Here is a 13688-nt window from a genome sequence, read left to right on the forward strand (position 1 = left end):
TTTACTTATCATTTAGCAATTAACTTTCAACTCTCTAACCTTTAACTTTTAAACTCAAATTATATTCAACATTTTTTCCGTAGCCATAATTGCAGATACTGTCTGATCTGAATCTAGTCCACGTGTTTTAATTTCTTTCCCTTTAAAGTCCCAAGTAATAATGGTTTCACACAAAGCATCGGAATGCGAACCTGGAGGAATGCGTACAGCATAATCTGTAAGTCTAGGCAACACCATTTCTTTTTGTTTGTATATTTTCCTTAAGGCTTTAATAAAAGCATCGTACTGTCCATCTCCGCTTGCATTTTCTTCTATAACTTCTCCCTCAAAAGACACTGCAACAGTAGTAGAAGGCTTTAATCCTTTTGCATGCGTTAACACATAAGACACAACAGATACTTTTTTCTCAGCAACCATTGTAGAGTTTAACACATCAGAAATAATAAAAGGCAAATCGTTTTGAGTTACCAACTCTTTTTTATCTCCTAATTCAATTACTCTAGCCGTTACTATTTTAAGCTCAGCATCTGTCAATTGAATTCCAAGTTCTTGTAAATTCTTTTGAATATTTGCCTTACCCGATGTTTTCCCTAAAGCATATCTTCGCTTACGTCCAAAACGTTCTGGTAACAAATCATTAAAGTATAAATTCTTTTTGTTGTCACCGTCGGCATGAATACCAGCCGTTTGCGTAAACACGTTTTCTCCTACAATTGGCTTACTTTCAGGAATTTTAAATCCTGTAAAAGCTTCTACCAATTTAGAAATTTTATACAATGCTTTTTCTTTTACATCTATAGAATACTCTGGCATAAAATCGTTTACACAAGCAACAACACTCGCCAAAGGTGCATTACCTGCACGCTCTCCCATTCCGTTTAAGGTAAGATGTAAACCATCAGCACCTCCTTTAATAGATTCCATTGCATTGGCAACACTTAAATCGTAATCGTTGTGGCAATGAAAGTCTAAATGTAAAGTAGGATATTTATCTTTTATCTCTTTAATGTATTCAAAAGATTCTTGAGGAGTTAACACACCTAAAGTATCTGGTAACATCACCCTTTTTACAGGTTGCGTAGCTATAAAATCTAAATATTGGTGCACATATTCTCTTGAATCACGCATTCCATTAGACCAATCTTCTAAATATACATTGGTTTCAATTCCTTTTGATTTAGCTACTGCAATTGTATCAGCTATGGCTTTAAAATGCTCTTCTGGTGTTTTACGTAATTGATATGTTAAATGATTTAAAGACCCTTTCGTCAATAAATTCTGAACCTTGGCTCCCGCATCTAACATCCATTGAATAGATGTACCTCCATCAACAAAGGTTAGTACTTCTATCTTATTTATATGGTTGTTCTCAGCAGCCCAATTGGTAATGTTCTTAACAGCATTAAACTCTCCTTCAGAAACACGAGCAGATGCAATCTCTATCCTATCTACCTTTAACTCCTCCAGCAAAAGCTGTGCTATCGTTAATTTTTCATGTGCAGCAAAAGACACTCCAGAGGTTTGTTCACCATCTCGGAGTGTTGTGTCCATGATTTCTATCTTCTTAGTACTCATAAAATCGTCCTCTTAGTTCTTAGTAATTTATGATTTATCTGCTGATTTACAAACAGTTTTTAAAGCAAGCATTTCTAAAAACATAGGTGGCAAAGATAAAAAAAGGTTTCACTACATCTAAACGGATCTTTAAAAAATATAACCTCCGAAAATATTGTATCAAAAAGAACTATAAAGCACAGCTAACTAACTTAATTTCTTATTATTTTAACCTTTATTTAATTACTAGCATACACGTTATAATTAACTACTTTAAGTCTCCAAGCAAAACACCTAAACCTACCCCATAAAAAACTTCTCCTCTTGTAAAATGAATATTAGGATTTAATTTTAATCCTAATATATTATAAAGCGGTAATTCAATTGTAGGAGATATTACAAAACCAACCGTGTTATATTTTCTTTTTTCATAGTCGTACTTATAACCATTATCTGTTTCACCTTCTCTTTTCCAATTATAAGGTTCATCTACTTCACTAAACCCTATACCTAATTGTAAGTTTAATCTAGACCTCCTTTTTTGATCAAAATAATAAATCCTTCCAACCATAGCTCTGTAAGATGATATTGATTTTAAATCTCCAAAGGGAAAGAAATCAGAATCTCCATCAAAATCACTAGGCCTGTTATTAGGAATACTAAGTTGCAAAAAATGACCTAAATTAAAAGAGTATTTATCTTTATGCAGGTAGTTTACATCCCATCCAAACCCGAAATAATTACCTATTTCTAACTGAGATGATAAATAAAAGGCTCTAGTTTGAGTTTTTTGAGATTGAGAATTTATAGCTATTAGTAAGATCGCTACTAACAATATCTTTTTCATTTTTTCACGAAATTTATGAAACTTTGAATCACTAACAAAAGTGTTTTATATAAAATTAAGCACTCTTTCTTAACCTTATTTTAAACAATATCTTGTTATAAAAGTAGATGTATCAACTGATTCACAAATCATCTTAAACTCAACATCAAAGAAAAAAGGCTTCACTACATCTAAACCTATTTTTAAAAATATAGCCCTTACTGATATTTCATCCGTAGGGTCTAATTCACAATCTTATTTCTTTATGATTTTCTTTACCGTAACACCGTCTGATTTATGAATACTAACAAAGTAGACTCCTGAACCATAAATTGAAAGATCTATAGAATTAATCTTTGATTGTGTTCCGATTATAGATTCTATTAAAACTCCAGAACTATTATAAACCTTTATTGTATCTCCCAGTTCCGAATTCACATGTACAACTCCAGATGTTGGGTTTGGGTAGATTGACAACCCTCGTTCATTGTTAAACTCTAAATTAGAAACTATAACATTCTCTGCCGTCTTTGGACTAGTTACTGGGCAAGGATCTGATGTAGCTCCAAATAACCCATCTAAAACCTTTGTACTGATTAATGATGGTCTCTCTGAGTTTGTCCAACCGGGTACACTTGTAGATGTGTGGTCTGATAATTTGTAGAAAGAATCAGGACCATCCACTAAAACTTTAGGAATACCAATAGTACTTAATCCATTCCCACCTCTTCTTAATTTTACAAATGAATTATTTGTTTTTGCTATAGAAACCTCAAAACAACCATTTTCAGAAGGGGTATTTCCACCACAATTACATTCATCTAAAGAAGGATCAGCAGAATACTTAATCACCGACAATGTTTTTCCGGAAACAGTCTCCATATCATCATTTATTAACCCACTGGCTTTATCAGAAACCAAATCATTCTTAGTTACCTCATCGTAAAACTTATAAAACTTACTTTTAACTTGTGCCTTTTCCCCTCCTTTACCTTCTATCTTTTTTAACTTAACACTATTAAACGTTCCTAAAAAAGTATTTATATCCTTTGTATACACATAAAAACCAACCGAGTTCCCACTACTATTAAATTTTTCAAATTGTTTACTTGTAACTAAGGCATTAAAAGTCGCATCTCCCATCAAAGCAAGATTAATATCACTTACCTTCATATCTTTATCATCTTCAAACCCTTTATCTAACCGAACGGTAAAAACACTACTTTCAGAATAAACATCCTCCATATCAATACAACCTTGCTCTACATTATGAGGAGAAATGTCTACACAAGACAATCCATTTTTAGCTCTAATATTTCTACCATAAACTCCATCTACTGTTTTATCTTTAGTTATAATTGCTGTATTTAAGCCTGTCTCCACTCTTAAGGGAACACCTCCTGTACCATCTAAGTTTTTAAACAACAAACCAACAGCCGCTTGTATTTGTACAATTCCATAACCTGCATGTCCTTTAGTTGCTGTAATATTTTTAATCACTCCTTGTTCTGGTGTTCTATCTTGATCTGGATATGCAGAGGTATCAAGAATTGATTTAAAATGATTCTTTTCTCCTGCATCGTTAAAGCTAAAGGTTAAGGTTGAAATTCTTGAATAATTATCATCAATATTAAAGTTGGCTATCTTAAAATTTCCCGCATTAGCAACCGTTATAAAACTTTCACCAGACATTGCATCCGTTTTTGTTAACGTTCCAGTCTTCACAAGAGGTGTTAACTGTCTCATTTCTACTGTAAATCTTTTAGTTATATCGTTTTCATCTCCATTAGAAGTAAATGAAAAATTCTTAACTCTATCACCGGTCTTACCAACAGTAAACATGACTGCATTTTTGTTATTCGCTAACCCATTTCTATTAGTTCTTAAAACAACACTAGAACCTACACGTATGTGTGTATTGCTTTTTATTTCTACATCTTTAAAATAAAAGATTTTATTAGCTCCACTAGCAAGCAATTTGATCTTTTTGCCTGGATTGTCATTGATTAATTGCTGTAACGCATCAGAGTCAGAACTATCTTCTATTCCACTTGGATATAAAGTAACATTCCCTGACGGATTCGGCCCTTTGTAAAATTGATTTTCATTTGTTGCGTCCATATTACATGGCTCTGCTACTTGAGCATTTACAACTCCAACTGTAAGAACTACAGCCAACATTAATTTTTTAATTTTTTTCATTATTAATTAGCTTTGGTTATTAATTAGCTAATAATTACATCTAAAAAAAACATAATTATCATCCTCAAAACTAAAAACATGCTTAAAACATAATGTGTTCAAGAATTTTGATTTTGTATTTATACAGACAGAAATAGAACACAAAGTGTTAATAAAACTATTTAAAGCAACATATTATTCAAACAAAAAAAGCGCTTCACAATACATGTGAAACGCTTTTTTTATTTTTAAAACTTAAAGTTCCTTCTTTAGAAAGGTCTCTTAGCTGCAAATTCAGTAATTTCAGCCTCAATATTCTTTAAATAGTCTATATCATCAAAACCATTTAACATATTTTCTTTCTTGTAACCGTTTATTACAAAAGATTCAGATTCTCCAGTAGCAACTAAAGTTACTGTCTGGTTAGGTAAGTCTACTTTAATTTCTGTTTTAGGATCTGCTTCAATTGCAGCAAATAATGTATCTGCAAAGGCTGCTGATACTTGTACTGGTAAAACCCCTACGTTTAAACAGTTGTTCTTAAAGATATCAGCAAACTCTGAAGAGATTACACATCTTAATCCAAAATCGTATACAGACCAAGCTGCATGCTCTCTAGAAGAACCAGAACCAAAGTTTCTACCTCCTACTAAAATTTTAGACCCTGCATAAATCTCCTTGTTTAATGGAAAGTCTGCTTTAGGAGTTCCATCTTGATTGAATCTCCAGTCACGGAAAAAGTTAATATCGAAATCTTTACGCTCAGTTGCTTTTAAGAAACGAGCAGGAATGATTTGATCTGTATCCACGTTCTCTGTTGGTAATGGATAAGCTGTACTTGTTAATACTTCAAATTTATCGTAAGCCATTGTATTCTATAATTAAGCGTTTAAAATTGTTCTTGGATCTGTTACTACTCCTTCTACAGCAGATGCCGCAGCAACTAATGGAGAAGCTAATAAGGTTCTAGAACCAGGTCCCTGACGTCCTTCAAAATTACGGTTAGATGTAGAAACTGATAACTTTCCTGCAGGAATCTTATCATCATTCATTGCTAAACAAGCAGAACATCCAGGCTCTCTTAACACAAATCCAGCCTCTGTAATAATTTTATCTAAACCTTCTTCTTTAATTTGATCTACAACTTTGTGTGATCCTGGTACCAACCAAGCAGTTACATGATCTGCTTTTTTACGTCCTTCAACAATAGAACAGAAAGCTCTAAAGTCTTCTATACGTCCATTTGTACAAGATCCTAAGAATACAAAATCAATTGTTTTACCAATCATTGAGTCTCCTTCGTTAAAGTCCATATAACCTAAAGACTTTTTGTAGGTTTCTACTCCTCCTTCTACACTTTCTGCATTCGGAATATCCTTAGTTACACCAATTCCCATTCCTGGGTTTGTTCCGTAAGTAATCATTGGTTCAATATCCGAAGCCTCGTAATTAAACTCAACATCAAATTCTGCACCTTCATCAGTTTTTAACGTCTTCCAGTATTCCATTGCTTTATCCCAATCAGCTCCTTTAGGAGTTTGAGCACGACCCGCAATATAATCGAACGTTTTTTGATCTGGAGCAATCATACCACCACGAGCACCCATCTCTATAGATAAGTTACACACAGTCATACGACCTTCCATAGACATGTCTTCAAAAACATCTCCTGCATATTCTACAAAGTAACCTGTAGCTCCAGAAGTAGTTTGTTGAGCAATAATATACAACGCAACATCTTTTGGAGTTACTCCTAATCCTAATTTCCCATTTACGTTGATACGCATTTTCTTAGGCTTAGGCTGCATAATACATTGAGTAGACAATACCATTTCTACCTCAGAAGTACCAATACCAAAAGCAATAGCACCAAAAGCTCCGTGAGTAGATGTATGAGAATCACCACAAACAATAGTTGCACCAGGTAAAGTAATACCATTTTCTGGTCCTACTACGTGTACAATACCATTGTTAATATCTCCCAATCCCCAGTGAGAAATTCCATGCTTCTTAGCATTTCTTTCCAAAGCATCTAACTGATTTGCAGACAATGCATCTTCTACAGGTAAATGTTGGTTGATAGTTGGTGTATTGTGGTCAGCCGTTGCGAATGTACGCTCAGGATATACCACACTGTTACCTCTACTTTCTAATCCTAAGAATGCTACTGGACTTGTAACCTCATGGATAAAATGACGGTCTATAAAAAACACATCTGGTCCATCTTCTACGTGACGTACTACATGCGAATCCCAAACTTTGTCAAATAATGTTGTTGCCATATTGTTTCCGACTTATAATATTTGTTTTCTGTTATAATTGTAATTCAATAAATTACAGGTTGGCAAAATTATGAAAAAACAGGTTGATTACCAATGAGAACATACAATTTTATTACGATGCCCAACAATAATACAACTCACAAAAACCTTTTATTTTAAAAGAGAGTTCAGCTTAATTTGTAACTTAGCTAGAAACCCTTTTGTTATGCACTTCTTGTATTGCTATCAATGCAAACATCCAAACCCCTTACAATCAGAATACCAGATATTTTGCAATAATTGCGGAAAAAAACTAGACAATAACTTTAAGAATTGGCATAAAAACAATCCCACTAAAAATTTTGAAGATTTTAAAAGAGAAGTTGGAGAAATCAAAAGAAAAGAAATTAAAAAAAATAAATCTTTAACACTTAAAAAAACACTCCAAGTTACTTTCTTAATTATCTGTTTATCGACTCTTGTCTTTTTGGGAAAAAAAATAGGTTCTAATTCTGCTACTTTCTTTTCTGACTTAGCATATCCTACATCTGAATTATTGCATAAAGAATGGCGAAAACAATTCTTTTTAAACAAATCAATTACTTTACAATCTCCTTTCTTACTTACTAAAGAAAAAGGCAAAGTAGCACCAGAAGTAAAAAATTTAATTACAGCAATTAATAATTACAGCTTTTATAAAGGAAATGAGTTTGGACTTATCTTAGCAACCTACACCTACTCAAAAAAGATTAAGGAGTTAAACTTAGAAGTCGCATCAGAAGGAGGTATAAACTTAATGATGCAAAAATTACAGGGAAAAGATCTAACTTTTAAAGACGTAGACACCACTGTAAACCACCACGCAGCAATATTAAAAGAAGGATCTTTTACAAGTCAAAAAAACAAGATTTACTTTAGAATGGTAACGTGTACCAAAAACAAAAAAGACTTAATTATTTTAATGACTTGTTGGCTAGAAAAAAATGAAGACTATAATAATTTATCTTCCAGAATAATTAACTCTCTTGAAGTACGTTAGTATTCCACATTTCCAAAGAATCGAATACTTGGACTTTTTTCCATAGATGACCTGCTTCCTTTACGAATTGTAAGTGCACATCTTCTTCTTGGTACAAATCATGCTCTTCTTTACTTTTAAAAGTAACCAATAAACAAAAAGTATAACTACTATCTACAACAGACCTTGGTGTTCTAGCAGGTTCAGAAACTATTACTTTATCTGTATAAGAACTCAAATCTATAAATTTCTTTAAACAGGCTAAAAAAATCTCTCTTTCTGATGTATCCGTTGGATTGTTTAACCAAAAATAAACATTGTGGTGAAAAATTCTATCCTTCATATATTCGTTCTTAAGTTTCAGTATAAATATAGTAACGAATCAATAAAAACAATACAAACTATTCAAAAAACTTACACCCCTGCTACTATTATAACAATTTCTCCTTTTGGAGGTTTATTGGTATAGTAGGTAACTAACTCATTTAAAGCACCTCTTTTCGTCTCTTCAAACATCTTTGTGAGCTCTCTTGAGACAGAAGCCTGCCTATCACTACCCAAATATTCAGACAAATTTGTTAAAGTTTTCACTAATTTATGTGGTGATTCATAGAGAATTATCGTTCTCTTTTCTTCAGAAAGTGCAATTAATCGAGTTTGTCTTCCTTTTTTTACGGGTAAAAAACCTTCGAAAACAAATTTTTCATTCGGCAAACCACTATTCACCAAAGCAGGAACAAAAGCAGTTGCACCAGGTAGGCATTCCACCGCTATATCATTTTGTATGCAAGCCCTAGTTAACAAGAAACCAGGGTCAGAAATAGCAGGTGTACCAGCATCAGAAATTAAAGCTACAGAAACCCCAGATTTGATTTTATTAACAATAGCATCTACTGTCTTATGTTCATTATACATATGGTGGCTCTGCATATGAGTTGTAATCTCAAAATGCTTCATTAGCTTACCACTAGTCCTTGTATCTTCTGCCAATACTAAATCGACCTCTTTTAGAACCTTAATCGCTCTAAAAGTCATATCATCTAAATTTCCAATAGGTGTTGGGACTAGGTATAATTTCATTCTTTTTGCTCTAAGCTCTACACTTTAGACTATAGGCATAATGCTTATAGCTTAAAAACATAAAGTAAGTTTTATATCGTAAAGTTTTCTAATACACTTGCAATCTTACGATTGTCTGACAATTGTGGTATTTTATTTTGTCCTCCAAATTTCCCAATAGATTTCATGTACTCATGAAAACCTCCTTTTTTCACCTTGGTGATAACTAAAGGCTTTAATACTGAACCTTCTATCAAATCAAAATAATATATATTTTGTTTCTGCATAGATGCATCTATAGTCTTAGCAAAGGCTTCTAAATCTTTGGGCTCTTCATCAAATTCTAAGAACCACTCGTGAAAAGGTAAGCCCTCTGTTGGTGTAACTTGTGGAGCAACGGTAAACTCACTTACAGATCCTCCATGAACAGCCAAAGCATCATTCAACGCTTTTTCTACTTCTTTACCTATTACATGTTCTCCAAAAGCAGATATAAAATGTTTTATTCTACCTGTTACCTTTACCCTATGAGGCTTAAGTGTTGTAAATTCTACGGTATCACCAATATTATACCCCCAAAGCCCAGCAGATGTATTTAAAATAATAACATAATTTACCCCCAACTGAACTTCTCCAATAGATAAACGAGGTGGGTTTTCATCAAAAAATTGATCGGCAGGAATAAACTCGTAAAAGATACCACTATTTAACTGCAACAACATTCCATTCTCTGTTTGAGAATCTTGGTAAGCAATAAACCCTTCGGATGCAGGATACAACTCTATATAATCTATTTTTTTACCAACCAAACTCTCAAACTTATGTTTGTATGGAGCAAAATTAACCCCACCATAAATAAAGAAATTAAATTTTGGAAACAGTTCTGCTATTGTCTTTCCTGTCTTTTCATGTAGTCTTTCAAAGTACATCTGTACCCAAGAAGGTATCCCACTTATTACAGACATGTCTTCGCTAATGGTTTCATCTACAATTGCATCTACTTTGGTCTCCCAATCTTCTATACAATTAGTTTCCCAACTTGGCAATCTATTTTTTTGAAGATATTTTGGCACGTAGTGCGCTACAATTCCACTTAACCTCCCTAACTGAACTCCATTTAAATCTTTTAAAATAGGACTTCCTTGTAAGAAAATCATTTTTCCATTTACAAAGTCTGCCTTTCCAGTTTCTGCAATGTAAAACAACAAAGCATTTCTTGCAGCAGAAATATGCGTAGGCATAGATTCTTTTGTAATAGGAATATATTTTGCTCCAGAAGTTGTTCCAGATGTTTTTGCATAATACAAAGGCCTACCTTTCCACAACACATCTGCTTCACCGGCAACCATTCTATCAACATAAGATCTTATTCCTTCATAATCGTTTACAGGAACCTGCTTTTTAAAATCTTCGTGTGTTTTTATATCCTGAAAATTATGATCTTTTCCGAAAGCAGTATTTTTAGCATTTTGCAATAAGTACTGAAGCACTTTCTCTTGTGTTTCAACAGGGTTATTAGCCCATTTATATACCTGCCTACGAATAGATTTTGCAAACGGTAATGCTAGTTTTGATTTGATACTCATTCTTTAAAACTTCAAAAAATTAGTTGGGTCTACAGGATATCCATCTTTCCATATTTCTAGATGAAGATGGGTTCCTGTACTTAACTCTCCAGTTGATCCTACATTAGCAATAACCTGGCCAGCTTTTACCAACTCCCCTTGGTATACATTTGTTTTATTGTTGTGCTTATAAATTGACACATATTCTTTCTTGTGTAGCAAAATAATTACATATCCTGTCTCTATAGTCCATTCAGAAAAAACAACCATTCCGTCTGCTAGCGCTTTTACAGGCGTATTGTTTTTTGTAACAATATCTACCGCATAATGCCTTGTAACAGGGTTAAAGTCTTCGCTTATTGTACCCTTTACTGGTACTACAAAAACCTGTTCTAACTTTTCATTTTCGTGACCAAATATACTAAATCGCTCTTCTCTTTCTACATTCTCTCTAAACACAGAATCCAAATCTGAACTTTCTAACAAAGCCAACTCTTCTTTGTTTAAATCGTTAGGCTTGTTTTCTTCAATATTTAAGTCCACAAAGCCACTTATAGTATCTGCCTTAAAGTTGTAATTTTTCTTTAACCCCTCTATTGTTTTGTTCTTTTGCTCTATTAACTGATATAAACTCTTTAATTTAGAAACTATAGAATCGTTGTTTATAATCCCTGCTTGATATACAGATTCCCCGTCTTTTGTAACATACGGAAGTTCTTCCATTTCCACAGCCTTATCTCCTAACAAAACAGGTTTCATAGACTCTGTATAATTCTTTATGGCTCTTATTTGTTGTTGTAACGTATCTAACTTAAAATTTAGAGTAATGGCATTCTTCTTTAATTCTGGAGATTCAAAACCAGGGATGTATTCCTTAAGAGAAGTATACACAATTAAACAAGCGGTAAACACAATTAAAAAGACACTGAACACACCTCCAAAAACAAAAACATTTAAACGTGTTAATTTAAAAGTCAGTTTTTCCTCATAAGAGTCCTCTGTAAAAACAACCAAACGGTATTTCTTAACCCATTTTTGTTTTAAATCGCTACGTTTATCTTGCTGTCTCTTTTTTGACATGAGGTATTTAGTTAATTATTTCCCTTAGCAATTAAATTTCAGTGAACAAATGTACTACTTTCTGTCTTTTATTTGTAAAAATTCATTTGATCTATATAGGTCCAAACGCTTTTAGGCAACAAATGTTTTACACTCTTTTTATCTTTAATAGCCTTTCTTATAAATGTAGACGAAATTTCTACTACCGGAGCTTTTACAATATTTACTTTAGGGTGGTTTACTACAGCAGTATCCGAAGCTAAAAAATCTCCAACTCTTGGATACACATACACATGATAATCTTCTAAGATTACCTCGTAATTTTTCCACTTATGGAAAGATCTTAAATTATCTTCTCCCATGATAATTGCAAACTCATGGTTTGGATACTTTTCTGAAATATGCACCAAAGTGTCCACGGTATAATTTGGTTGTTTTAACTTAAATTCAATATCCGATGGATGTAAATGTTCAAAATCACTAGTTGCCTTATACACCATTTCCAAACGGTGGTAATTATCTAACAAAGTTTGTTTTTTCTTATGTGGATTGTGTGGAGTTACCACCAACCAAACTTCGTCTAAATCTGTGTAATGCAACATATGATTGGCCAAAATTAAATGACCCGTATGAATAGGATTAAAAGTTCCAAAATACAACCCTACCTTCATCGTTATTTGTTTAAGAAATCTGAAACCAAATTGTAAGCATCTTGCTTTGCTACTTCCAAATCGTTATTTACCAAAACAGTATCAAACTTAACAGCATATTGCATTTCTTGCTCTGCCTTTGCCACTCTCATTTTAATTTTCTCTTCTGTTTCTGTTGCTCTCCCTCTTAACCTTCTTTCCATTTCTTCTATAGAAGGAGGTTTTACAAAAATAGCCAAGGTTTCTTCTGGAAACTGTTTCTTAATATTTAATCCACCAATAACATCAATATCAAAAATAACATGCTTACCCTCTTCCCAAATCCTTGTTATTTCAGACTTTAGAGTTCCGTAGAAATTATCCTTATAAACTTCTTCCCACTCTAAAAAAGCCTCTTCATCTACTTTTTTTCTAAACTCATCTGCCGATAGAAAATAATAATCCTTTCCATGAACTTCCCCCTCTCTGGGTTCTCTTGAAGCTGCAGAAACTGAAAAATCCAACGCTAAATCTGTTTCGTTTAACAAATACTTAGCAATGGTTGTTTTTCCTGAACCTGAAGGTGCAGAGAATACAATTAATTTTCCTGTTGCCATTACAATACGTTTAATATCTGTTCTTTAATCTTCTCCAATTCATTCTTCATTTGTACAACAATTTGCTGCATTGGAGCATAATTAGACTTAGAACCTGTTGTGTTTATTTCTCTTCCTATTTCTTGAACAATAAATCCTAATTTTTTACCATCAGAAACTTTATTATTCAATTCCTTTAAAAAATATTCTAAATGATTTGCCAAACGAACTTTCTCTTCGTTAATATCCAACTTCTCTAGATAGTAAATCAATTCTTGCTCAAATCTATTTTCGTCAACATTTACATTTAAGTCATCTATGGCTTTTCTCAACTTTAGTTTTACAGCCTCCATTCTATCTTCATCATGCTGGTTGATTTCCACAGATAAGTTTTGAATATTTTCAATTCTTTCTCTAAAATCGACCTCCAAAGATTCTGCTTCATCTTTTCTAAACTGTACAAGTGCTACAATAGCTGCATCTATACCTTCCTCTATCTCTAACCACTCCTTAGGATCTAACTCCTCTCTTTCTGTTTTTAGAGTATCTGGTAAACGCATTGCCATATCCAATAATTCAACATCGGATCCTGTTGCAATTTGCTTTAACTGACTCATATAATCTGCAACAATAGCTACATTTACTTTTGTCTGAGAAACATCTGCTGTCATTTCTACATAAATAGAAAAATCTACTTTTCCTCTCACTAAGTTTTTAGCAATGTTTTTACGAACTTCAATTTCCTTCTCTTTGTAATAAGGAGGTATCCTTACATTTAGATCTAGGTTTTTGCTATTAAGTGATTTAATCTCAATAGTAACTTTTTTTGTGGGTAATTGCACTAATGCTTTTCCATACCCAGTCATAGACTGTATCATATGCTGCAAAAAATTTGAGCGTAAAAGTACGGATTTTAGAACGGATAGCCTTAGTAGGCTTA

The 13688-nt window shown here is 33.1% G+C and carries 13 protein-coding genes; 1 reads left to right on the forward strand and 12 read right to left on the reverse strand.

Annotated elements, in window-relative coordinates; all coding sequences use genetic code 11:
• Nucleotides 1-54: 54 nt before the first annotated feature.
• The 5 genes from ACXHHC_RS09495 to leuC all read right to left on the reverse strand — a co-directional run bounded on the left by ACXHHC_RS09495 (nt 55) and on the right by leuC (nt 6843).
• Complete coding sequence (locus ACXHHC_RS09495) at nt 55-1575, reverse strand: alpha-isopropylmalate synthase regulatory domain-containing protein (protein WP_458226132.1); 1521 nt, start codon at nt 1573-1575, stop codon at nt 55-57.
• A gap of 247 nt (nt 1576-1822) precedes the next feature.
• Entirely contained in the window at nt 1823-2401 is a 579-nt protein-coding gene (locus tag ACXHHC_RS09500) for a hypothetical protein (protein WP_458226133.1), read from the reverse strand.
• A gap of 234 nt (nt 2402-2635) precedes the next feature.
• Nucleotides 2636-4582, reverse strand: coding sequence for a T9SS type A sorting domain-containing protein (locus ACXHHC_RS09505; protein WP_458226134.1), 1947 nt, complete (start codon nt 4580-4582; stop codon nt 2636-2638).
• A gap of 248 nt (nt 4583-4830) precedes the next feature.
• The gene (leuD, locus tag ACXHHC_RS09510) at nt 4831-5430 is read right to left on the reverse strand and encodes a 3-isopropylmalate dehydratase small subunit (protein ID WP_458226135.1); all 600 of its coding nucleotides are present in this window, start codon (nt 5428-5430) and stop codon (nt 4831-4833) included.
• Between the two features lie 12 nt (nt 5431-5442).
• Nucleotides 5443-6843, reverse strand: a complete 1401-nt coding sequence (gene leuC, locus ACXHHC_RS09515) for a 3-isopropylmalate dehydratase large subunit (protein WP_458226136.1) — start codon at nt 6841-6843, stop codon at nt 5443-5445.
• Nucleotides 6844-7309: 466 nt separating this feature from the next.
• Here leuC and ACXHHC_RS09520 point away from each other — a divergent pair, with 466 nt between their 5' ends.
• A complete protein-coding gene (locus tag ACXHHC_RS09520; RefSeq protein ID WP_458226137.1) occupies nt 7310-7861 on the forward strand; it encodes a hypothetical protein in 552 nt (183 codons plus the stop codon).
• On the opposite strand, the gene ACXHHC_RS09525 is transcribed toward ACXHHC_RS09520, so the two are convergent.
• From ACXHHC_RS09525 to ACXHHC_RS09555, 7 genes are all read right to left on the reverse strand, one after another.
• Entirely contained in the window at nt 7839-8183 is a 345-nt protein-coding gene (locus ACXHHC_RS09525; protein ID WP_458226138.1) for a Dabb family protein, read from the reverse strand. The two genes, ACXHHC_RS09520 and ACXHHC_RS09525, sit on opposite strands and share 23 nt — an antisense overlap.
• A gap of 71 nt (nt 8184-8254) precedes the next feature.
• Entirely contained in the window at nt 8255-8920 is a 666-nt protein-coding gene (rsmI, locus tag ACXHHC_RS09530) for a 16S rRNA (cytidine(1402)-2'-O)-methyltransferase (protein ID WP_458226139.1), read from the reverse strand.
• 71 nt (nt 8921-8991) lie between these two features.
• Nucleotides 8992-10485: a GH3 auxin-responsive promoter family protein gene (locus ACXHHC_RS09535; protein WP_458226140.1), complete on the reverse strand. Its 1494-nt coding sequence runs from the start codon at nt 10483-10485 to the stop codon at nt 8992-8994.
• Nucleotides 10486-10488: 3 nt separating this feature from the next.
• On the reverse strand, nt 10489-11544 hold the full coding sequence (locus ACXHHC_RS09540; protein WP_458226141.1) for a M23 family metallopeptidase: 1056 nt from the start codon (nt 11542-11544) through the stop codon (nt 10489-10491).
• Between the two features lie 68 nt (nt 11545-11612).
• The gene (nadD, locus tag ACXHHC_RS09545) at nt 11613-12194 is read right to left on the reverse strand and encodes a nicotinate (nicotinamide) nucleotide adenylyltransferase (protein WP_458226142.1); all 582 of its coding nucleotides are present in this window, start codon (nt 12192-12194) and stop codon (nt 11613-11615) included.
• Between the two features lie 2 nt (nt 12195-12196).
• Nucleotides 12197-12769 (reverse strand): guanylate kinase, encoded by a 573-nt coding sequence (gene gmk / locus ACXHHC_RS09550; protein WP_458226143.1) that lies wholly within the window; start codon nt 12767-12769, stop codon nt 12197-12199.
• The gene (locus ACXHHC_RS09555; RefSeq protein ID WP_458226144.1) at nt 12769-13626 is read right to left on the reverse strand and encodes a YicC family protein; all 858 of its coding nucleotides are present in this window, start codon (nt 13624-13626) and stop codon (nt 12769-12771) included. The genes gmk and ACXHHC_RS09555 overlap by 1 nt, the downstream gene beginning before the upstream one ends.
• Nucleotides 13627-13688: the final 62 nt, after the last annotated feature.

The organism is Wenyingzhuangia sp. IMCC45574, assembly GCF_054182685.1.

What these genes read in the sequence shown, in the direction of transcription:
- ACXHHC_RS09525 (WP_458226138.1), bottom strand. Translation starts at nt 8,183, where the DNA reads ATGAAGGATAGAATTTTTCACCACAATGTTTATTTTTGGTTAAACAAT.
- ACXHHC_RS09495 (WP_458226132.1), bottom strand. Translation starts at nt 1,575, where the DNA reads ATGAGTACTAAGAAGATAGAAATCATGGACACAACACTCCGAGATGGT.
- leuD (WP_458226135.1), bottom strand. Translation starts at nt 5,430, where the DNA reads ATGGCTTACGATAAATTTGAAGTATTAACAAGTACAGCTTATCCATTA.
- leuC (WP_458226136.1), bottom strand. Translation starts at nt 6,843, where the DNA reads ATGGCAACAACATTATTTGACAAAGTTTGGGATTCGCATGTAGTACGT.
- gmk (WP_458226143.1), bottom strand. Translation starts at nt 12,769, where the DNA reads ATGGCAACAGGAAAATTAATTGTATTCTCTGCACCTTCAGGTTCAGGA.
- ACXHHC_RS09555 (WP_458226144.1), bottom strand. Translation starts at nt 13,626, where the DNA reads ATGATACAGTCTATGACTGGGTATGGAAAAGCATTAGTGCAATTACCC.
- ACXHHC_RS09540 (WP_458226141.1), bottom strand. Translation starts at nt 11,544, where the DNA reads ATGTCAAAAAAGAGACAGCAAGATAAACGTAGCGATTTAAAACAAAAA.
- nadD (WP_458226142.1), bottom strand. Translation starts at nt 12,194, where the DNA reads ATGAAGGTAGGGTTGTATTTTGGAACTTTTAATCCTATTCATACGGGT.
- ACXHHC_RS09505 (WP_458226134.1), bottom strand. Translation starts at nt 4,582, where the DNA reads ATGAAAAAAATTAAAAAATTAATGTTGGCTGTAGTTCTTACAGTTGGA.
- ACXHHC_RS09535 (WP_458226140.1), bottom strand. Translation starts at nt 10,485, where the DNA reads ATGAGTATCAAATCAAAACTAGCATTACCGTTTGCAAAATCTATTCGT.
- rsmI (WP_458226139.1), bottom strand. Translation starts at nt 8,920, where the DNA reads ATGAAATTATACCTAGTCCCAACACCTATTGGAAATTTAGATGATATG.
- ACXHHC_RS09500 (WP_458226133.1), bottom strand. Translation starts at nt 2,401, where the DNA reads ATGAAAAAGATATTGTTAGTAGCGATCTTACTAATAGCTATAAATTCT.